18 protein-coding genes are annotated in these 18,862 nt (G+C 61.9%); 12 read left to right on the top strand and 6 right to left on the bottom strand.

Annotation, left to right across the window (positions count from 1 at the left end; translation table 11 throughout):
* Positions 1 to 95: 95 nt before the first annotated feature.
* Genes AC6CH8_RS04160 through AC6CH8_RS04150 form a run of 3 tightly spaced genes read left to right on the top strand, consistent with a single transcriptional unit; the run spans position 96 to position 3,179 of the window.
* Positions 96 to 1,094: a Gfo/Idh/MocA family oxidoreductase gene (locus tag AC6CH8_RS04160; protein ID WP_498188807.1), complete on the top strand. Its 999-nt coding sequence runs from the start codon at positions 96 to 98 to the stop codon at positions 1,092 to 1,094.
* Positions 1,091 to 2,152, top strand: a complete 1,062-nt coding sequence (locus tag AC6CH8_RS04155; protein WP_498188803.1) for a Gfo/Idh/MocA family protein — start codon at positions 1,091 to 1,093, stop codon at positions 2,150 to 2,152. Before AC6CH8_RS04160 ends, AC6CH8_RS04155 begins: the two co-directional genes overlap by 4 nt.
* On the top strand, positions 2,145 to 3,179 hold the full coding sequence (locus AC6CH8_RS04150; RefSeq protein ID WP_498188801.1) for a Gfo/Idh/MocA family oxidoreductase: 1,035 nt from the start codon (positions 2,145 to 2,147) through the stop codon (positions 3,177 to 3,179). The genes AC6CH8_RS04155 and AC6CH8_RS04150 overlap by 8 nt, the downstream gene beginning before the upstream one ends.
* Before the next feature lie 69 nt (positions 3,180 to 3,248).
* On the opposite strand, the gene iolB is transcribed toward AC6CH8_RS04150, so the two are convergent.
* Both iolB and AC6CH8_RS04140 read right to left on the bottom strand, forming a co-directional pair.
* Positions 3,249 to 4,142: a 5-deoxy-glucuronate isomerase gene (gene iolB / locus AC6CH8_RS04145; RefSeq protein WP_498188797.1), complete on the bottom strand. Its 894-nt coding sequence runs from the start codon at positions 4,140 to 4,142 to the stop codon at positions 3,249 to 3,251.
* A 46-nt stretch (positions 4,143 to 4,188) separates the two neighbouring features.
* Complete coding sequence (locus AC6CH8_RS04140; RefSeq protein WP_017199821.1) at positions 4,189 to 4,929, bottom strand: GntR family transcriptional regulator; 741 nt, start codon at positions 4,927 to 4,929, stop codon at positions 4,189 to 4,191.
* Positions 4,930 to 5,097: 168 nt separating this feature from the next.
* Between AC6CH8_RS04140 and AC6CH8_RS04135 the strand changes: the two genes are divergently transcribed.
* The 5 genes from AC6CH8_RS04135 to AC6CH8_RS04115 all read left to right on the top strand — a co-directional run bounded on the left by AC6CH8_RS04135 (position 5,098) and on the right by AC6CH8_RS04115 (position 12,008).
* The gene (locus tag AC6CH8_RS04135; protein WP_498188794.1) at positions 5,098 to 5,523 is read left to right on the top strand and encodes a ChaB family protein; all 426 of its coding nucleotides are present in this window, start codon (positions 5,098 to 5,100) and stop codon (positions 5,521 to 5,523) included.
* Positions 5,524 to 5,673: 150 nt separating this feature from the next.
* The gene (locus tag AC6CH8_RS04130) at positions 5,674 to 6,696 is read left to right on the top strand and encodes a 3-oxoacyl-ACP synthase III (RefSeq protein WP_091467199.1); all 1,023 of its coding nucleotides are present in this window, start codon (positions 5,674 to 5,676) and stop codon (positions 6,694 to 6,696) included.
* Positions 6,690 to 9,398 (top strand): alpha/beta fold hydrolase, encoded by a 2,709-nt coding sequence (locus AC6CH8_RS04125; protein WP_498188793.1) that lies wholly within the window; start codon positions 6,690 to 6,692, stop codon positions 9,396 to 9,398. The genes AC6CH8_RS04130 and AC6CH8_RS04125 overlap by 7 nt, the downstream gene beginning before the upstream one ends.
* A complete protein-coding gene (locus AC6CH8_RS04120; protein WP_498188791.1) occupies positions 9,395 to 10,375 on the top strand; it encodes an NAD-dependent epimerase/dehydratase family protein in 981 nt (326 codons plus the stop codon). The genes AC6CH8_RS04125 and AC6CH8_RS04120 overlap by 4 nt, the downstream gene beginning before the upstream one ends.
* 139 nt (positions 10,376 to 10,514) lie before the next feature.
* Complete coding sequence (locus AC6CH8_RS04115; protein ID WP_498188789.1) at positions 10,515 to 12,008, top strand: APC family permease; 1,494 nt, start codon at positions 10,515 to 10,517, stop codon at positions 12,006 to 12,008.
* Between the two features lie 7 nt (positions 12,009 to 12,015).
* On the opposite strand, the gene AC6CH8_RS04110 is transcribed toward AC6CH8_RS04115, so the two are convergent.
* Positions 12,016 to 12,828, bottom strand: a complete 813-nt coding sequence (locus tag AC6CH8_RS04110) for an MBL fold metallo-hydrolase (protein ID WP_498188786.1) — start codon at positions 12,826 to 12,828, stop codon at positions 12,016 to 12,018.
* Between the two features lie 120 nt (positions 12,829 to 12,948).
* Here AC6CH8_RS04110 and AC6CH8_RS04105 point away from each other — a divergent pair, with 120 nt between their 5' ends.
* Positions 12,949 to 13,155: a hypervirulence associated TUDOR domain-containing protein gene (locus tag AC6CH8_RS04105; RefSeq protein ID WP_420181003.1), complete on the top strand. Its 207-nt coding sequence runs from the start codon at positions 12,949 to 12,951 to the stop codon at positions 13,153 to 13,155.
* Between the two features lie 4 nt (positions 13,156 to 13,159).
* Positions 13,160 to 14,356, top strand: coding sequence for an NAD(P)/FAD-dependent oxidoreductase (locus AC6CH8_RS04100; protein WP_498188784.1), 1,197 nt, complete (start codon positions 13,160 to 13,162; stop codon positions 14,354 to 14,356).
* Positions 14,357 to 14,423: 67 nt separating this feature from the next.
* Here the strand turns inward: AC6CH8_RS04100 and AC6CH8_RS04095 are convergent, their stop codons facing one another.
* A complete protein-coding gene (locus tag AC6CH8_RS04095; protein WP_014921815.1) occupies positions 14,424 to 14,627 on the bottom strand; it encodes a cold-shock protein in 204 nt (67 codons plus the stop codon).
* A 211-nt stretch (positions 14,628 to 14,838) separates the two neighbouring features.
* Positions 14,839 to 16,041, bottom strand: a complete 1,203-nt coding sequence (locus tag AC6CH8_RS04090; protein WP_498188782.1) for a cation:proton antiporter — start codon at positions 16,039 to 16,041, stop codon at positions 14,839 to 14,841.
* 210 nt (positions 16,042 to 16,251) lie between these two features.
* Here AC6CH8_RS04090 and AC6CH8_RS04085 point away from each other — a divergent pair, with 210 nt between their 5' ends.
* The gene (locus AC6CH8_RS04085) at positions 16,252 to 16,860 is read left to right on the top strand and encodes a dihydrofolate reductase family protein (protein ID WP_178993865.1); all 609 of its coding nucleotides are present in this window, start codon (positions 16,252 to 16,254) and stop codon (positions 16,858 to 16,860) included.
* 27 nt (positions 16,861 to 16,887) lie between these two features.
* Here AC6CH8_RS04085 and ligD read toward each other — a convergent pair whose 3' ends face one another.
* Positions 16,888 to 18,132 (bottom strand): non-homologous end-joining DNA ligase, encoded by a 1,245-nt coding sequence (gene ligD / locus AC6CH8_RS04080; RefSeq protein WP_498188781.1) that lies wholly within the window; start codon positions 18,130 to 18,132, stop codon positions 16,888 to 16,890.
* A 324-nt stretch (positions 18,133 to 18,456) separates the two neighbouring features.
* On the opposite strand from ligD, the gene AC6CH8_RS04075 reads away from it, so the two are divergent.
* Positions 18,457 to 18,807 (top strand): DUF3846 domain-containing protein, encoded by a 351-nt coding sequence (locus AC6CH8_RS04075; protein ID WP_498188779.1) that lies wholly within the window; start codon positions 18,457 to 18,459, stop codon positions 18,805 to 18,807.
* Positions 18,808 to 18,862 lie beyond the last annotated feature (55 nt).

Genomic DNA, 18,862 nt, shown 5'->3' with positions numbered 1-18,862 from the left:
AGTAGCAGCATCGGCGGGGTGCTTCCGGTCTACCCGGAACACCCCGCCACACTGTGCGCACAATACGCACACACTTAGGAAAAGAAGGGAACACCATGTCGATCCGGGTAGGTGTGATTGGCGCCGGAATCATGGGCGCGGACCACATCAGGAACCTTTCCACCACCATCGGCGGCGCCGAAGTCACCTTTGTGGCAGACCTCGACGTCGACCGTGCCGCCGCGGCGGCACCGCCCACCGCGCGTATTACCTCAGACCCATCGGAGCTGATCAATGCCAGCGAGGTGGACGCCGTCGTCGTTGCCTCGCACGATTCCACGCACGCCGGCCTGGTCCTTGAATGCTTCGAAGCAATGACCCCTGTGCTCTGCGAAAAGCCGCTGGCACCAACACTTCTTGAAAGCCTGGAAGTAGTTGCGGCTGACGCCGACATCGTGGCCGCAACGGGCGCTTCGTTGCTCTCGCTTGGCTTCATGCGACGCTTCGATCCGGGTTATGTGGCTCTGCGGGATTCCGTGCGCGGCAGAAGGCAAGGCGAACCCCTGATGGTTCACTGTGTCAGCAGGAATGGCTCCGCGGCCCCCGGAACGACCGCAGAATCCGCCATCACCAATTCGGCCATCCACGAATTGGACATAGTTCCGTGGCTTTTGGGTTCTCCCATTGCGGAGGTGTCATGGCAGGCCGGCAAGAGCACTCGACATGCCGAGACCGGACTGCAGGATCCGGCGTTCATGACGTTGCGCACTGCAGACGGGACACTTACCACGCTGGAGCTGTACCTCAACGCCCAGTATGGCTACACCACTCGCTGCGAGGTGGTCTCAGAACTGGGTACCACTTCACTTCAGGAATCGTCCCTGCTGGGCGTCGAACAGGACGGGGCCAGGCAGGGGGTGATCCCGGCCGACTGGCGCCCCCGCTTCGCCGACGCGTACCGGCTTCAGCTGCAGGCCTGGATCACCGCACTCGCTGCAGGAGAGCCGACTCCCCTTGCCGGTGCACAGGACGGACTCAACGCCTCCCTCGTTGCACAAGCCATGATCCAGTCGCTGCATAGCGACGGAACGTCTGTGAAAGTCAGCTACTCGTGACGCCAAGAGGGCTCCCGCTCTCCCGTGTACTGGAATCCCGTGATGCTCCGAGCCTGCGCTGGGGGATTATGGGTCCTGGCTGGATTGCCGAACGGTTCACCGAATCCATTCAGGCGTACACCGGGCAGGTGATCGCCGCCGTCGGGTCCCGTTCCCTCGGCCGGTCCAAAGCGTTCGCGGAGGCGTTCGACATTCCCGCCGCCTACGGCAGCTATGAGGAACTGGCGGCAGCCCCGGACGTAGACATCGTCTACGTGTGTACGCCGCATACCGGCCACCACGCGGCCGCCGTCCTGGCCATCGACGCCGGCAAGCACGTCTTGGTCGAAAAGCCGATTGGACTCGACGCAGGTCAGGCACGGGACATCGCGGCGCGGGCGGAGGCTGCAGGTGTCTTTGCAGCGGAGGCAATGTGGACCTTCTTCCTGCCAAAATTCGATGTGATCCGGCAGATACTCGATGCCGGAACGCTGGGCACCATCACCACGGTGGTGGCGGAGTACGGTGAGCACTTTGATCCTTCGCATCGAATCTTTAATCCGAATCTGGCCGGTGGTCCGCTGCTTGATCTCGGCACGTACCCCCTGGCGCTGGTAACAGAGGTGTTAGGCAGTCCGCGCTATCTGCGGGCAGTCGGCCAGCCCCACGAGTCAGGGGTTAATGCGCAACTGTCCGCCGTCATGCAGTTCGACGGCGGTGCACAGGCTGTCGTGAACACCCACGTCCATAACTTCACGCCCACCGCAGCCACCATTGTTGGCTCAAAGGCCACCTTGGTAATCGACGGTCCCTTCAACATGCCCGGCGCATTCGAGATCAGGTTTCCCGACGGTTCCCGACTACGCCACGATGAACCAGCAGGCGGACACTTCGAAGGCCTTCACTACGAGGCCGCGGCCGTGGCCAGGGCCATTGCCGCCGGCAGCACGCAATCCAGCGAACGGACGCTGGCGGCCTCCATCCGCACCCTGGAAGTCGCCGACGAGATTCGACGCCAGCTGGGCGTGGTGTTCCCGGTACCTGTCACCCTTCTACCTTCAAAGGAAAAACATGAGTGATGTCATTCTTGGCTTGGTTGGCGTAGGACGCATCGGCGTCATGCACGCCAACAACATCGTCGCCCTCAAGGAAACGCTGGGTCGCAGGGGCGTCAATATCCGCCTGAAGCTGACCGACGTAGCTACCGAGCATGCACGTTCCGTCGCAGCTGGATTGGGTGCAGAGTTTGCGACTTCGGTGTCGGAGCTGCTCGACTCCGGTGTGGATGGCTTGGTGATTGCCACGGGAACGGCAACCCATCCGGAATTGATCCGCGCCGGAGTGGATGCCGGCGTTCCTGTGTTCTGCGAAAAGCCCGTGGCCATGAACGTCTCCGATGCGCTGCCTGTAGTGGACTACATCAGCGAGAACAACGGCGTGGTGCAAATCGGCCACCAGCGACGTTTCGATGCAGGCTATTTGGAGGCCAAGCGCGCGTATCAGGCCGGTGAGTTGGGGTGGATCCATTCCCTGCGCGCAGTTACCTGCGATATGGCGCCACCCCCGGTCGAGTTCCTGGCGACATCCGGGGGACTGTTCCGGGACTGCTCAGTCCATGACTTCGACATCCTTCGGTGGCTGACGGGCCGCGAAATCGTGGAGGTTTATGCCAAGGGTTCCAACAATGGAGACCCGGCCATCGGCAACGTGGGTGACGTGGATACGGCTTTGGCCCTCATCACTTTCGACGACGGCACGGTGGGCACGGTTTCTGCCAGCCGCTATAACGGGGCCGGCCACGATGTGCGGTTGGAGATACAGGGGTCCAACAGTTCGGTCATGGTGGGCTTGGATGAGAAGACCGCATTGACATCGGCTGAGGCTGAGGTCACTTTCCCTGGAGGGGAACCGCATCAGACTTTCGCCGAGCGTTTCGACCAGGCGTACCGCTCCGAGATGGTTGCCTTTGTGGAGTTGGTGATGGGGGAGCGCGAAAATCCCTGCACCCCGGACGACGCAGTGGCAGCCTCCCGTGTGGCAGATGCGGCCCAGGAATCGCTGGCAACCGGTACGCCTGTGAGGGTTGCTCTCAAAGTATCCAACTGACGCTTCTGCCCAAAGTGCCCCTTCTTCGAATCTGTTGAATTCGAAGAAGGGGCACTTTCATGCTTGAAACTAGACGCCGAACGGCAGTCGCGCGTCGATGTCCTGGCCTTCCCAGCTCTGCCGTACCCAACCATGGTGGGGGTCGTCGCTGATCAACCATTCGCGAACGGGCCCAGGGCCCGCCATGACGTTCAGGTAGTACAGGTCATAGCCCGGTGCTGCCATGGCGGGGCCGTGCCAACCATAGGGGACCAGGACGACGTCGCCGGTCCTGACTTCGGCGGAAACGTCGATGGGACGCTCGTCCGAGGCGTAGACCCGTTGGTAGCCGATTGCGTCCGCGTCTGCCGGTGCACCTGAGCCGACGGCTACCTGTGTCTCGAAGTAATAGATCTCTTCAAGGTGGGTTTCGCCGTCCTTTTCCTCATCGTGCTTGTGTGGGGGATAGGAGGACCAGTTCCCGGCGGGAGTAATGACCTCGCACACGATAAAGCGGTCGGCCTCCAGTGCTGCCGGGGTGCCGAAGTTGTGTACCTGCCGCGAACAGTTACCGGCGCCCCGGAGTTCCACGGGCGTCTCGGCAGCAGTGACGAGGCGGGTCGGGTAGGCGGTGTGCGCAGGGGCGGTTGCGATGGCAACACGTCCGCCGTCTGCCGAGCTGATGCTGACGGACTTTCCGGTACCGGAGTACAGGATGTCGCTGGGTCCGTGGAACACGGACGCCCGGCCCCCAAGGGCATGATCGACGCCGTCGACGGTCACGGTGAAGGCGCCGCTGAGGGGCACCACAATGCGTTCCTCACCAACAGCAGGAAGCTCGACGGCGGCGCCCGCTGGAATGGTGGCGACCTTGAGGCCCGTGTGTTCCCAGCCATCAATGGCAATGGTGGAATCAGAAGTGCCGAGCGAGATGTCCCACACGCCGTCGGCGGCGGAACCCAAGGGGTAAACCCAATTCGTCATGGAAGGGGAGTCCTTTGTATTAGCTGTACTAGTTGTTTTGGCCTAATCAGCGCTGTACGAGTGTCATTTCAAAGCTGTAGGAATCGGCGCGGTAGACGTGGTGGCCGGTTTCCACATGCCGGCCGGTGTCGTCCACAGCCGTGCGTTCCATGGTGACCAAGGCGGAATTGACTTCGGTCTCAAGGAGTGGTGCCTGGTAGTCATTGGCGATCATGGCGCCGATACGTTGCGTGGCCAGACGGAAGTTGACGCCGCCACGGCGCAGGATTGAGTAGAGTCCCTCTGCCGCAAGCATGGCTTCGTCCATGGTGGCGATGTCATCCCGCACCCAGTTCTCCATCAGGGCCAGTGGTTTGCCCCCAACTTTACGAAGACGCGTGAAGTGGTAGACCTTGGAGCCAGCGGGCAGCTCAAGCGCAGCGAGGGTGGCGGCGTCGGCTTCCTCGTGGGAAAAGCTGAGCACTGTAGTTGTGGGCTTCTTGCCATTATTGGTGAGATCGTCAAAAAGGCTGGAAAGTTCCAAGGGTCGACGGACCTGGCTGGACACCACTTGGGTACCTACCCCGCGTTTGCGAACCAGGAGACCGGAGCGGACCAACTCGTCCATGGCCTTACGCATGGTTGGCCTGGACAGGTTGAGCTGGGCTGCGAGGTCGATTTCGTTCTCAAGGCGACTGCCGGGTTCCAATACTCCGCTGTGGATGGCGGCCTCAATACCCTGTACAACTTGGTGGTAGAGAGGCACAGGAGAAGAGCGGTCGATGTTAAGACCAAGTTTTGTAACCACTGGAATACCCCGGGTTTCAGGCGCAACCTCTTGCCTCCTGGCGGATGCTCAAGGTATGTAGCCATTTGTTCGCTTGATAGGACATACTTTCTCCCTCGATGGTAGCAGTCAACTTTCGATGGTCAAATGGTTTATGTCAGAGCACAAGACGTCGGGAGGATGAGTGCCATGCCGAAGACCGGAAAAAACGATCACGCCCGCAAGGGTGAGTTGCCGTCCACCTTGCAGCGCTCGGACCAGAAGGCCCAGGACACTTTTGCCAAGACCTACGATTCGGCCATGGAGTCCTATGACAATGACCCGAGCCGGGCTGCCCGCACGGCTTTTGCGGCTCTGAAGCACAGTTACGAAAAGGTGGGCGACCACTGGGAGCCCAAAGAGGAACGCGGACCTTCCGATGCCCACGCCGAGGAGGGCGTGGATTCAGCCAAACCCACGGCCGGGGGTGTGGATGCCAATGCTTCCAAAGAGCACCTCTACCGGCGGGCGCGGGAATTGAATATCAAGGGTCGCTCGAAAATGGACAAGAACGAGCTGGTGGAAGCGCTGCAGAAGGCCAACGACGCCGCAACGCGAAAGGCTCGGGAAGGCTAGCCCCCGGTCGTCCCGCCTGGTCTTGGGTCGGTTCGACATGCGCCAAATATGCAGGAACCGGTTCACACCGGCATAGTTAACGTCTTGGGGTTGCACTTTATGGGTACAGTCACCGCATGAAGGCAGGACAGAAACGAACAGGGGCTTAACTTGGCAGGGAATGCGACCTTCCGGCACAGCAACACCGCGCTGCTCTCGGTGAGCAGCGTCGAGGCTCCGAGGATAGTGAGCTCCACGGATTTCGACCGGAGATTGGCTTCGACCCTGCAGCGGCTGAAGTTTCCACCACGATTGCTCGAGCGCGTTGCCGGCATCACGCACCGCCGCTGGTGGGCGGCAGGGACATCGTTCGATGACGCTGCGGTGGAGGCGGGCGCAAAAGCCTTGGCTGAAGCCGGCGTCGAAGCCTCGGAAATCGGCTTGCTGATCAACACCTCGGTTACCAGGCGCAACCTTGAGCCGTCCGTGGCAGTCAAAATCCACCACGAACTCGGCCTGCCGTCGTCGGCCATGAACTTTGACTTGGCCAACGCCTGCCTCGGATTCGTGAACGGCTTGATCCTGGCGGCCAACATGATCGACTCGGGCCAGATCCGGTATGCGGTCATCGTCAACGGAGAGGACGCGCAGGGCACCCAAGAGGCTACGCTGGCGCGACTCCAGAGGCCTGAGACCACGCGCGAAGACTTCAACCGGGAGTTTGCCACGTTGACCCTTGGGTCGGGGGCCGCCGCGGCCGTCCTGGGCCCGGTGGACGAGCACCCGGGAGCGCACCGGCTTGTGGGCGGCGTGATGCGTGCCGGCACGGAACACCACGAATTGTGCGTTGGCGGTATCGATGGCATGTCCACCGATACCAAGGGCTTGCTCGACGGCGGCCTGCAGCTTGTGGTGGACGCTTGGCATGAAGCCCAGCCTGAATGGGACTGGGCCAGCATGGACCGCTACGTCACTCACCAGGTCAGTAACGCCTACACCCAGGCGATCATCAATGCCATCGACCTGGACCCGGACAAGGTTCCCATTACGTTCCCGCACTGGGGCAATGTGGGGCCAGCATCGCTCCCCATGACGCTCGCCGCCCAGGCGCAGTCATTGACCTCGGGTGACCGGGTCCTGTGCATGGGCGTGGGCTCGGGACTGAATGCCGGAATGGTGGAAATCGTTTGGTAGCCACCAACTGGCCCGGTGTGGACCCGGAATGGTCGCGGACAATCCGTGTAGTTTCCACGTCGGAGGTGGACGCGCCGGGCTCTGTTCGCCGCTGGCATGTGCTGGATAACGGTGCCCAGCTCGCACGCCGTGGCCTGACTCCGCTCGGGACTTTGCTGTGCGTGCATGGCAACCCCACTTGGTCTTATTTATGGCGGACGCTGTTGAGCGCTGGTGGAGACGCCGCGCATCCCTGGCGGGTGGTAGCTGTGGACCAGCTGGACATGGGCTATTCAGAGCGCACCGGAACATTCCGTCGCCTGGCTGACAGGATCAATGACCTGGGTGATCTCACAGATGCGCTGGGCCTGGAGGGGCCGGTTGTGACGGTGGGCCACGACTGGGGTGGCGTGATCAGCACAGGCTGGGCGCTGGAGCACCCTCAGCTCGTCAGGGGTGTGGTTCTGACTAATACTGCCGTCCATCAGCCCTCGGATTCGCCCATCCCGTCGGCACTGCGGCTCGCCTTGCACCCCGCCGTGCACCGGTGGGGCACCACGACGTCGGACGCCTTCCTGCGCGTGACGCACTCGCTGGCAACCCCGCCGCTGCCGGCCGACGTCGGAAGGGCTTTCATGGCCCCCTACCGCGGAGCCGGACGCCGGGCAGGGGTGGGGAATTTTGTTGCGGATATCCCCGCGGATGCGGACCATCCCAGCTTCCCTGCGCTGACCCGTGTAGCGGAAGGCCTGCGCGGGCTGAAGGCGCCGGTCCTGATGCTCTGGGGCCCCAAGGATCCGATATTTTCCGATCGGTACCTCAAAGATCTCATCGGCCGGCTTCCGCACGCAGACGTCCATCGCTTCGAAGGAGCAGGACACCTCTTGCCGGAGGACCGGGACATTGCCACGCCAGTTTTTGACTGGCTTGCTGGACATGGTGCCGTCATCAGTGGCGACGATTCCCAAGTGGCCGTTGCTACTGTCGGCGGAGAGCCGGTCAAGGATGTGTCCGGAGAGAAGGATCCAGCGTTCCGTCCACTGTGGGACTCGCTGCGCGAGCTGGCTGCTGGTCCGGGAAAGCACGGCATCGCTGTGGCCGAAATGTCGCCCGACGGCAGCGTGAGTCGGGCGCTCAGTTGGCAACAGCTGGACCGGAACATCCGCGATTTGGCCGATGGCCTGCGGGAAGTCGGTGTAGGGAGCGGTAGCCGTGTGAGCCTGATGGTCCCGCCCGGCACTGAGCTCACCGTGGCACTCTACGCCTGCCTGAAATTGGGTGCGGTAGTAGTGGTGGCCGACGCCGGACTGGGAACCAAAGGCATGAGCCGCGCCGTGAAGGGTGCCACTGCCGACTTCCTCATTGGCATCGACAAGGCACTTGCGGCAGCCTCGGTGCTCGGCTGGCCGGGTCGGCGCATCAGCGTGCAGGACCTTTCCGCCACCCGCCGTCGAATCCTGGGGGTTGAGACTTCGCTCGCGGCCTTGGGGCGGCGTGGAGCAACAGGCGACGCCGCGCGCGGCGGTGAGGTGCCAAGGACGAGTGTGGACCCGGCTGCCCCCGCCGCTGTCCTGTTCACCTCCGGCTCCACTGGCCCCGCTAAGGGCGTGCTGTACACCCACGGGCAGCTGGCCGCGATGCGGGATACGGTTGCCGCGACTTTTGGAATCCGTGCCGGTGCCCGCCTTGTAGCGGGCTTCGCCCCCTTTGCTTTACTGGGTCCGGCGCTCGGAGCAGTTTCGGTGACCCCGGCCATGGACGTTACTGCGCCCCGCACCTTGACTGCCCGGGCACTGGCAGACGCTGTCGCCGCCATCGACGCTACCGTGGTCTTCGCCTCGCCCGCAGCGTTGCGTAATGTCATTACTACCCGGGATGACCTGAGCGGGACAGGGCGCATTGCTCTTCAAAACATTGAGCTGCTCCTGTCCGCAGGCGCGCCCGTCCCTGAGCGGCTCCTGGCACAGGTGCAGCAGTTGATGCCCCAAGCGTCCCTGCATACTCCCTACGGGATGACGGAGGCGCTTCCGGTCACGGACATCAGCCTGGAAGAAATTCAAGCGGCGGAAGCCGACGCGGCTGCCGGGACCGTGATCGGAGCCGGGAACGGGGTTTGCGTGGGGAAGCCGGTACACGGAGCCGATCTGGCTGTTGTTCCGTTGGCGGCGGATGGAACCGCAACCGGATCGAACCTTGTGACAGAGGCGGGGGTCACCGGCGAAATCCTGGTCAGCGCGCCGCACGTCAAGGAGGCCTATGACAGGCTCTGGCTGACCCAACGGGAGAGTGCCGGCGTTACCGGATGGCACCGCACGGGCGACGTGGGACACTTCGACGCCGCTGGCCGACTTTGGGTGGAGGGACGCCTTGCCCATGTTGTGACGGCACCAGGGACTGTGGTGACGCCAGTCGGGGCAGAACAATCCATCGAACGCCTGGACGGCGTACGGGTGGCTGCCATCGCCGGGGTTGGACCGTCGGGAACCCAAGCGGTGGTTGCGGTGGTGGAGACCGCGCCTCCCGTTCCCAAAGCCGGCCCCGCCGGGCCGCAACTCGCGGGGCGTGTCCGACGCGCGGCCTCCGAAGCCGGGGTCGATGTCAGTGCCGTGCTGGTGGTCCCCGCGCAGCCCACCGACATCCGGCACAATGCCAAGATCGACAGGACCCGCCTGGCCCGCTGGGCTTCGCGAGTGCTGGCTGGCGGACGTCCGGGGAAGCCATGAGGGTTCTGGTCACCGGTGCCAGCGGGCTCCTGGGAGGGGAGGTTGCACGGCAATTGCTTCTCCAAGGCCACGCCGTCGCAACCTTTCAGCGCCGCCCGTCGGGCGTGGACGGCGCGGAGGACTTCTGCGGTTCCATTGACGATGATGCGGCTCTCCGCAACGCAGTCGCCGGGGCGGAAGGAATCATCCACCTCGCCGCGAAAGTGTCCATCACAGGGCGCCCGGCCGAGTTTGAGGCAGTGAATGTGGAGGGAACCCGCCGGTTGCTCCATGAAGCCCGGACGGCGGGGGTGCGGGACGTGGTGTATGTTTCGTCACCGTCGGTGGCCCACTCCGGCACGGCCATCGTGGGGTTGGGGGCGGAGCAGGCTGACCCACATCATGCGCGGGGCGACTATGCCCGCACCAAGGCCGCGGCAGAATTGCTGGCCCTCGCGGCGGATCGACCGGAGTTCCGGGTGGCAGCAGTGCGGCCCCACATTGTGTGGGGCCCCGGCGACACCCAGTTGGTGGAACGCGTCCTGGCTCGCGCCAGTCACAGTCGTCTGCCATTGCTCGACGCCGGCGCTGCCCTGATCGATACGACTTACGTGGACAACGCCGCGTCCGCCATCGTTGCTGCGCTGCACCGGATGGAGCACGTCCACGGCAAGGCCGTGGTGGTGAGCAACGGTGAGCCCCGGCCCATCGGCGAGCTGCTGGCCGGCATCTGCTCAGCGGGTGGCGTGGCCCCGCCGTCGTGGTCTGTGCCGGGCGGTGCGGCACGGGCAGTCGGAGCAGTAGTGGAAAAACTCTGGACCTGGGCGGGGCGCAAAGAGGAACCGCCGATGACCAGGTTCCTCGCTGAACAGCTCTCCACCGCGCATTGGTTCGACCAGCGCGTGACCCGTGACCTCCTCGACTGGGCACCTGCTGTCTCGATTGATGAAGGACTGGCCAGGCTGGCCGAGTACTACGGCTCGAGTATCCGGCCATAGGGGAAACAGGCCGGGATCGGAATAGCGGTTCTGCCTTTTCACCGGATCAGTGTTGCCAAACCCTAACCGCAGGATCAAAGTGAGATAAATCAGATCACTTACATGGTCCGGGGGACCGTGTACGGGCCGGGGGTGGACCATGAGCACCACGTCAGACAACGCCTTGGAAGCAACGCCTGCAGGTGAGGAACCAGAGCTAAAACGCGTGCTGGGCCCCAAACTTCTCCTGCTCTTCATTGTCGGCGACATTCTTGGGGCCGGGGTCTATGCGGTTACCGGGACCATGGCAGGGACCGTTGGTGGCATCGTCTGGTTGCCCTTCCTTCTCGCCTTTGTCGTCGCCACCCTCACCGCGTTTTCCTACCTTGAGCTAGTGACGCAATACCCTCAGGCAGCAGGCGCCGCGCTTTATACGCATAAGGCCTTCGGGATCCATTTCGTCACGTTCCTCGTGGCGTTCGCTGTTGTTTGCTCCGGCATCACCAGCGCGGCGACATCCGCCAATGTCCTTGCCCAGAACTTTTTTGGCGGCTTGGAGGTCAACGGCTGGATGGACGTGCCGGACCGTGGTGTGATCACCGCCGTGGCATTGGGCTTCATGCTCCTGCTTGCGGTGATCAACCTGCGCGGCGTGGGGGAAAGCGTTAAGTTCAACGTCATACTCACCGCCGTTGAGGTGCTTGCACTGTGCGTGGTGATTGGGGTTGGCTTCTTCGTGATGGCCCAGGGAACCGGCAATGTCCAGGAGATCTTCGTTTTTACCGACTATCAGGACAAGGGGCTGTTCCTGGCGGTCACGGCAGCTACGTCCATTGCATTCTTTGCCATGGTGGGCTTCGAGGACTCCGTGAACATGGTTGAGGAAACCAGGAATCCGGAGCGGATTTTCCCCCGCACCATGTTGACTGGCCTCGGCATCGCAGTGATCCTCTACATGCTGGTGGCTGTGTCCGTGGTGAGTGTGCTGACCCCGGCAGAGCTGGGGGAGATCAGGGAAGCTGAAGGTGCGGCGCTCCTGGAAGTGGTGCACAAGGGATCACCGGATTTCCCCATCGACAAGATCTTTCCCTTCCTCGCAGTGTTCGCAGTGGCCAACACTGCGTTGATCAACATGTTGATGGCCAGCCGGCTGATTTATGGCATGGCACGCCAGCACGTTTTGCCCCGCTCCTTGGGAAGAGTATTGCCGGGTCGTCGTTCGCCGTGGGCTGGCATCGCGTTCTCTACCGTCCTTGCCATGGGGCTGATTTGGTACGTCAGCATCGACCCCTCAAGCAACATCGTGGCCAATCTTTCCGGGACCACGGCGTTCCTCCTGCTGTGCGTGTTCACGCTGGTAAACGTCGCCTGCGTCGTTCTCCGTCGAAAGCGGGACCCCCACCGGAAGGTGTTCTTCACTTCCCCGGGACAACTGCCGTTGGTGGCAGCCGTACTGTGTGCCTTCCTCGCTGGTCCATGGGTGGGCAGGAACCCCGTCCAGTACCAAGTGGCTGGCGGCCTCATGGCCATCGGCGTGGTGCTGTGGTTCATCACCTGGCTGATCACCAGGAAGACGAACACCAGAGGGGGAGAACCAGCCCGAGCACAGGCGGATATGGAAAGCCGAGGACGACAGCAGCCACCGGAGGAATAACCCGGAATCAGGTCAGGTGGTCGAAGTCTCCCCGCGTCCATGCTGCGTGCCGTTGGGCTGAGTCGTGCAGTACGCCTTTCGCTCCGGAGTCGATGACGTTGTTGAAGTTGCCGTAGATCCGGTCGAACGTCAGCATTTCCAGTTGAGCTGCAATACGTAATGCCACTGCGCCGGAGAGAGGTAAGCGATTGGGATAACTGCGCATGAAGGCGACCGTGCGACGATCGGGATTGGGAAACACGGTGTCGCCGGTCAGCAGTACCCCTTTGCCGCCGGCTCCTGCTGCCCAGTGCGCCACCGCACTGCCTGGGAAATGCCCACCCGTCTGATGCAGGACCAATCCATCGGCGATTGTTGTGCTGCCAGACCAGTAGTTAACGCTTGGGTCGCTGCGGCCGAGCCATTCGCGGTCGGCCTCCGCGACCAGGACCGGGACGTTGCCAAGACGGCGCGACCATTCCACCTGAACGCCGAACATGTGCGGATGGCTGGCGGCGATAGCTGCAACGGGTCCGTGTTCGAGGACCGCTGCCACAGCATTGTCATCGACGTAACCCACGGGATCCCACAGCAACGAGCCCTTGGGCGTCACCACGAGCTGGGCAGTCTGCCCGATGCCGGTTTTGGGCTCGGTGCTGACTGCTATGAGGCCGGGTTCATTTTGCTCCAGCACGATCTTCCGCCCGGCACCAGCCAGTTCGTCCAGAGTGAGCCACTGCTGTCCGTCCTCGGGCACGTATTGCCTTTCGTCGGCGCAGATGGGACAGACGTCCGGCGTAGGCTCGTCGCGTTCCACGGCGCAGGTTGCGCAGATCAGCATCGGGAATCCTTTCCTCGGCACTTTGTATCCGGCCGCCCCGCCAGGTATCGCCAGATGATCATCATGCTTACTATTGTGGGGCAGTCGAAGTCGGAGAGGGACACCACACTAGGAGCGGACATGGCACTGAGCAAGGGAACACACGTGGAGTGGAACACCCCGCAGGGCAAGACGCACGGAAAGATCGTGGAAAAGAAAACCAGTGACTTTGTACTGGATGGCAACAAACATGTGGCCAGCGAGGACGAGCCGCAGTACGTGGTGGAGTCAGAGAAGACCGGTGCCAGGGCAGCGCACAAGGGCTCCGCATTGACTGAAAAGAGCTAGTGGCATGGCACCGCAACACGAGGTAGTCATCATCGGCGGCGGCAATGCAGGTGTGTCTCTGGCTGCCCGCTTGAAGCGATATGGCGTCAAAGACATCGCCCTCATTGAGCCCAAGGAGCATCATTTGTACCAGCCCTTGTTCTCGCATATCGCGGGCGGCCGGGCCCAGGTCAAAGAAGCAGTCCGGAGCCAGGAATCAGTGATGCCCAAGGGCGTCGCGTGGATCAAGGACAGGGCCGTCAACGTGGATGCTGATGCCAACTCAGTGACGCTGGCCTCCGGTTCCACAGTGACCTACGGACACCTTGTTGTGTGCCCGGGGCTGCAGTACGACTGGGATGTCATACCGGGACTGTCTGAAGCGGTGCAATCGCCGTACGGTTCCTCTCATTACGAGTTCCAGCTTGCGCCGAAACTCTGGACCCTCTTGAGCACTATGAAGTCGGGCACCGTCATCTTCACCATGCCTTCGGGACCTGTGAAATGCGGCGGGGCCAGCCAGAAACCGATGTACTTGGCCTGTGACTACTGGAGGGAACAAGGCGTGCTGGAGAACATCCGGGTTGTCATGGTCCAGCCTTATCCCACAGTTTTCGGAATTCCCGAGGTAGACCGGGAGCTTGACCGTAAGATTGCCGAGTACGGAATCGAACTGAGGACAAACAGCGAATTGGTGGCGGTGAATCCCGCCGGACGCACGGCCACTATTCGAAACAATGCGGACCACACGTCGGAGGACTTGCCATACGATGTCCTCAACGCCGTCCCTCCCCAGTCTGCACCGGATTGGCTCAAAACCACGGACTTGCCAGTAGTAGGGGACCAGTACGGTTTTGTGGAGGTGGACACGCAGACGCTGCGCCACCCCAGGTACCCCAATGTCTGGTCGCTGGGCGACGCTGCAGGAACCACCAACTCCAAAGCCGGCGGTGCGCTACGCAAGCAGACCAAGGTTCTGGCAAAAAATCTGGTCTCGGCCCGCAAAGGCGAACCGCTCAGCCAGAAGTACAACGGATACTCCGTATGTCCGTTCACCGTTTCGCGGAGCACCGTGGTATTCGCCGAGTTCGACCCCCAATACCGGCCCATGCCAACCATCCCAAAGGTTCCCACCTGGAAGGAAAGCAGGCTCTCCTGGTGGGTGGACCGTGATATGTTCCCGCAGGTTTACTGGCACCTGATCCTCAAAGGCCGCGCGTAGGACGCCAAGAGACCGGTCCGGCCTATTGGCCGGACCGGTCTCTGTTAGTGAATCTGGTGTTGTGAACCTAGGCGGGCTGGATGTTCTCCGCCTGTGGACCTTTGGGACCCTGCGTGATATCGAATTGGACCTTCTGGTTCTCCTCCAGCGAGCGGTATCCGCTCGACGTAATCGCTGAGTAGTGAGCAAACACGTCGGGGCCTCCATCGTCCGGGGCGATGAATCCGAAACCCTTTTCAGCGTTAAACCATTTAACTGTTCCTGTTGCCATGCCTTTATTTCCTTCACCCGGTCGCTGGTCGGTCCCGCTGGTCGGTTTGCCGTCCCTGCCACTCACGATACGAGCCTATGGGCCGGTTCCGCTTGGGGCAACACATTTGCGGAGACGCTTAGGCATCGGTGGGAAGAACGTCCGACGGCGGGAGGGCGCCGTCGTCTGCTTGTTGCCTTTGCCGGGGCTGCTTCAGGGCAGCCGGATTGGGTCACGCTTTCGGTGGGAGCAGCGTACGGTCTGCCGTTTCTGTGCGGCCTAGTGCGCGAAGTGCCAGCAGCGGAAACAGGAGTACCGAAAGCATCCCTGCGCCTACGAGTGCCGAGGAAATTCCACTGCTGATGAACCCATGCTCCCGGCCAATGGTTGTCACGGCAACGATGATTGGCAAAGCTGTGGCCCCGAACAGCATGAGGGCCCGTTTGTCCGCTCGGGTGGAGCCGGGAGGCGCGGCGAGCAATGACGGGAGGCCTCGGATGATCAGCAATAGGGCAAGGAACAGCGGGACCATGGCCAGGGTCACGGGACTGGAGGTCAAGGCGCCCAGATCGAAATCAATGCCGGTATCGATGAAGAAGATGGGCACCAGGAAGCCAAAGGCGACGGCGTCGATCTTCGTCTCAATGACCTTCCGGTCTACTTCAGGAGCGCGCGCGATGGTGACTTTCCAGAGGACCCCGGCGGCGAAGGCACCGAGCAGCATATCGAGTCCCAGGACCATGCTGAGCACTACCAGCCCGCTAAGAATCAACAGGATGGAACGCATGGCGAATTGGCTGCTGGTATGCAGTGTGGCTGTGACTTGGGCATGGAACAACGTGTGCCGCGCCTGGGAAGCAAGATAGATTGCCACACCAGTCAGGAGAACGAAGCCGAGCAGGACACCTGATGCCGCGCCCAGTTGTTTGCCACTGAAGAACAGCGAGATAGCAATCAACGGTCCAAACTCGCCGGCTGCACCCAAGGCGGTTACGGCCACACCGATCGGCGACTTGGAAACGCCGGCGTCCCGGAGGATAGGCAGCAAAGCGCCTAAAGCCGTGGAGCACAAGGCAACCCCGATAATCACGGCGGCCTCCGGTGAGGGGACCAGGACGAAACCGGCCCCAACGCCAGCGGCCAGGGAAATGACCCAGCCTGCGGAAGCGCGGTAAATGGGACGGCCGCGGATTGCCGTGAAATCGATCTCGTTGCCCGCTACGAAAAACAACATGGCCAGCCCGAAGTCAGCCAGAGTATCCGTGAAAGCGGTGGATTGCACCCATCCCAGGAGGCTGGGACCGAACAGGATGCCAAGAACAATTTCAAAGACAACGATCGGCACTTTGACCCAACGGTCAAGAAGCCGGGTGGCAATCGGTGCTACCACAGCCAGGACGGCGATGAGGACCAGTGACGTGGACAAGCCTTGCATCGGCAGTGCCTCCGGTACCTCGGCTGCTTCAAGGAAAAGTACTCCAAAGCTACCGCCAGCTCTCTCCGTGCGCCAGAAGTCCTACGCCGAAAGTCCTGGCCCTGAGCCACCGGCTCCGGGTTCCGCAGGGAGCGGTGAAGCAGCATACTGATTCGAGGAAGACGCCACAGCACCGCGGCATCCGGCCGGGGCCAGAAGAAGGAGTGCACCGTGGGAATCCTCACCGCTAACCTGTTCGTTACGCTTGACGGCGTCTACCAGGCACCCGGTGGCCCTGAAGAAGACAGGGGCGGTGGCTTCGAATTCGGAGGCTGGCAGGCAGCGTATTTTGACGACGAGACAGGCGAAGCCATCGGGGCGGGGATTGACCGCATGGACGCCTTGTTGCTTGGACGAAAAACCTACGACATCTTTGCGGGGTTCTGGCCGCATCAGGAAGACCACATCGGTGAGACGTTCAACGCCTTGCCAAAGTTTGTCGTCTCACAAACACTGACCCGCCCGGAATGGGAAGGCACCACTGCACTTGCGGAAGTCTCGGAGCTGTCGGAAGTGAAGGAGCGGTTCCTGGATATCCACATGTTCGGCAGCGGACACCTTATTCGCTCGCTCCTGGAGGCTGACCTTCTTGACCGACTCAACCTTTTCCTTTACCCGCTCACCTTCGGCTCGGGAAAGCGGTTGTTTGCCGACGGCTCGGGAGTCCCGGCGGCATTCCGTTTTGCGCAACCACCGCGGGCGTTCCCGAAAGGAGCGGTACTGCTCTCCTACGAGCGTGCCGGTGCGCCGATTACGGGCATCACCATCGGTCAGGACTAGCCGCGCGTCTTCAGGTTTTGGGCAGCGTCAGGAAGCTGGCCGGCCGGGCCATTCCTTGCCCGCCCATGGGTCATAGTCTGCGATGAGTTTCTCTTGGGGCGGGCGCCTGTCTTCAGGGATGTGCTGAAGGTTTACCCGCACCCGATACCAAAGGGAACTCGATCCCCGCATCCCGTCGACAAGGACGTCGGCAGGGTGCAGCAGGGAAACAACATCAGCGTAGCGGGCCTTCCACTCATCGAGTGCTGCCTCGGCCTCAGGCTTGGTCTTGGTGCGGGCCACCTCGATCAGCGGCATCGTTGACATCCGGCGACCCGAGCCGTCGCCGCTCCTGGGCGCCTTCTCGGCCGGGCCCATCTCGGCAGCCAGCGAAAGAAGCCCATCCAGCGAGCCGGCCGCGTCGTCGATTCCCGCGTGGGGGTCGCCAAGATCCGAGAAACGCTCGGGTACTGAGTGGACTGTGAACTGTTCCGGGCGGGCGGAGCGCACCTCATTCCACGTGAGTGGGGTAGAGACGCGGGCGTCGGGACGGGAACGGACAGAGTAAGCCGAAGCTACGGTGCGGTCCTTGGCGTTCTGGTTGAAGTCAACGAATACGCTCTCCCCACGCTCTTCCTTCCACCATTTGGCGGTTGCCAGCCCGGGAGCACGGTTTTCCACTTCACGGGCAAGGGTCTCGGCGGCGAGCCGCACATCGCGATAAGACCACTGCGGTGCTATTCGGACCAGGATATGGAGCCCCCGGGAGCCGCTTGTCTTTGGCCACCCCACCAACCCGACATCATCCAGGACATCCTGTGCAACGTAGGCGGTGTCCACAATCCGGGACCAGTCGACGCCGGGCATAGGGTCCAAATCCACCCGCAGTTCGTCCGGATGGTCAAGATCCTCCGCACGTACAGGGTGCGGGTTGAGGTCCAAGCATCCGAGATTCACCACCCACGCCAAGCCTGCGGCATCGCGGATGACCGTCTCCTCGGCGGAGGTGCCGGACGAGTAGTGGAGAATTGCTGTGTCAATGAAGCCAGGATGGTTTTCAGGGACGCGTTTCTGGAAGAACGGTTCTGCGTCGATGCCCTTGGGAAAGCGCTTGAGCACCATCGGACGGCCGCCAGCACCGCGTAGGGCCCCCTCTGCCACTGCGAGGTAGTAGTTCACCAGATCGAGCTTCGTCAGCCCGGGCTCGGGAAACACCACCTTGTCCGGATTGGAGATGCGGACCTCGCTGCCGGCAATGTCGAGGATCTCGGCCGGGGACTTCGACGGGTTCATGCGGCCACGCTAGCAACCAATGGCCCTCCCAGCCAGAGCCACGTTCAACGAAAAGGCATAAAAGGACTCCAACCTGGAGGCACAAATTCTGCAACTGGCTTTAAAAATATAAGTAGGTATGGTGTTGTCATATCGAAAATATAGAGGAGTGCAAAATGTCCGGTAAATCACCCAGCGGCGCCAAGTCGAAGAAGACAGGGAAGACTATTCTGGAAAAGCGGGCCGAAAAGAGGGCAAAAGCTGAGGGCAGCGAAAACCTCTTGTCCAAACCGAGGAAAAACCAGCGGTAGGGCGGCCACCAGCAGCAGAACGGAAATTCAAAACATGCGGCAATTAGTCTCTGTGCTCATTATCCCTGCCCGCCTCAATGAGCAAATTCGAGTGGAACGCATTGAGGCTGCCATGGCAATACAACAGTCACTCGTGGAGGGAAATGTTGAAGCAATATCCGGCCGTGGCTGGCACGTTCTCCTGAACGACCAGGCAATACACATTCCTTTGCCTCTGAACCCGCGTGCCGAGGTCTTGATCCGGGAAGCGGGCACTCCAATGGACGACACCGTCAGTGGCACGGCCGTTTTCCTCGGTCACGGGAGCAGCGGGAGCCCCGCAGACGTGCCGAGTCATCTGTTGAACCTGGCGGAGCGCCTGTTCGAGACTCGGCTGGCAGCTTAAGCGGAAGGAGTTCACAGGTGGGGATGGGACGGGCCGACTATATTGGCCCTGTCAG

Source organism: Paenarthrobacter sp. GQ52 (genome assembly GCF_059759005.1).
The sequence above is the reverse complement of the archived record's forward strand: the minus strand, read 5'-3'. Positions and strand labels throughout refer to the sequence as shown.

Excerpts from the sequence above, each read along its gene's own strand:
- AC6CH8_RS04160 (WP_498188807.1), top strand. The coding sequence starts at position 96 with ATGTCGATCCGGGTAGGTGTGATTGGCGCCGGAATCATGGGCGCGGAC.
- AC6CH8_RS04150 (WP_498188801.1), top strand. The coding sequence starts at position 2,145 with ATGAGTGATGTCATTCTTGGCTTGGTTGGCGTAGGACGCATCGGCGTC.
- iolB (WP_498188797.1), bottom strand. The coding sequence starts at position 4,142 with ATGACGAATTGGGTTTACCCCTTGGGTTCCGCCGCCGACGGCGTGTGG.
- AC6CH8_RS04135 (WP_498188794.1), top strand. The coding sequence starts at position 5,098 with ATGCCGAAGACCGGAAAAAACGATCACGCCCGCAAGGGTGAGTTGCCG.
- AC6CH8_RS04120 (WP_498188791.1), top strand. The coding sequence starts at position 9,395 with ATGAGGGTTCTGGTCACCGGTGCCAGCGGGCTCCTGGGAGGGGAGGTT.
- AC6CH8_RS04115 (WP_498188789.1), top strand. The coding sequence starts at position 10,515 with ATGAGCACCACGTCAGACAACGCCTTGGAAGCAACGCCTGCAGGTGAG.
- AC6CH8_RS04110 (WP_498188786.1), bottom strand. The coding sequence starts at position 12,828 with ATGCTGATCTGCGCAACCTGCGCCGTGGAACGCGACGAGCCTACGCCG.
- AC6CH8_RS04105 (WP_420181003.1), top strand. The coding sequence starts at position 12,949 with ATGGCACTGAGCAAGGGAACACACGTGGAGTGGAACACCCCGCAGGGC.
- AC6CH8_RS04100 (WP_498188784.1), top strand. The coding sequence starts at position 13,160 with ATGGCACCGCAACACGAGGTAGTCATCATCGGCGGCGGCAATGCAGGT.
- AC6CH8_RS04095 (WP_014921815.1), bottom strand. The coding sequence starts at position 14,627 with ATGGCAACAGGAACAGTTAAATGGTTTAACGCTGAAAAGGGTTTCGGA.
- AC6CH8_RS04090 (WP_498188782.1), bottom strand. The coding sequence starts at position 16,041 with ATGCAAGGCTTGTCCACGTCACTGGTCCTCATCGCCGTCCTGGCTGTG.
- ligD (WP_498188781.1), bottom strand. The coding sequence starts at position 18,132 with ATGAACCCGTCGAAGTCCCCGGCCGAGATCCTCGACATTGCCGGCAGC.
- AC6CH8_RS04075 (WP_498188779.1), top strand. The coding sequence starts at position 18,457 with ATGCGGCAATTAGTCTCTGTGCTCATTATCCCTGCCCGCCTCAATGAG.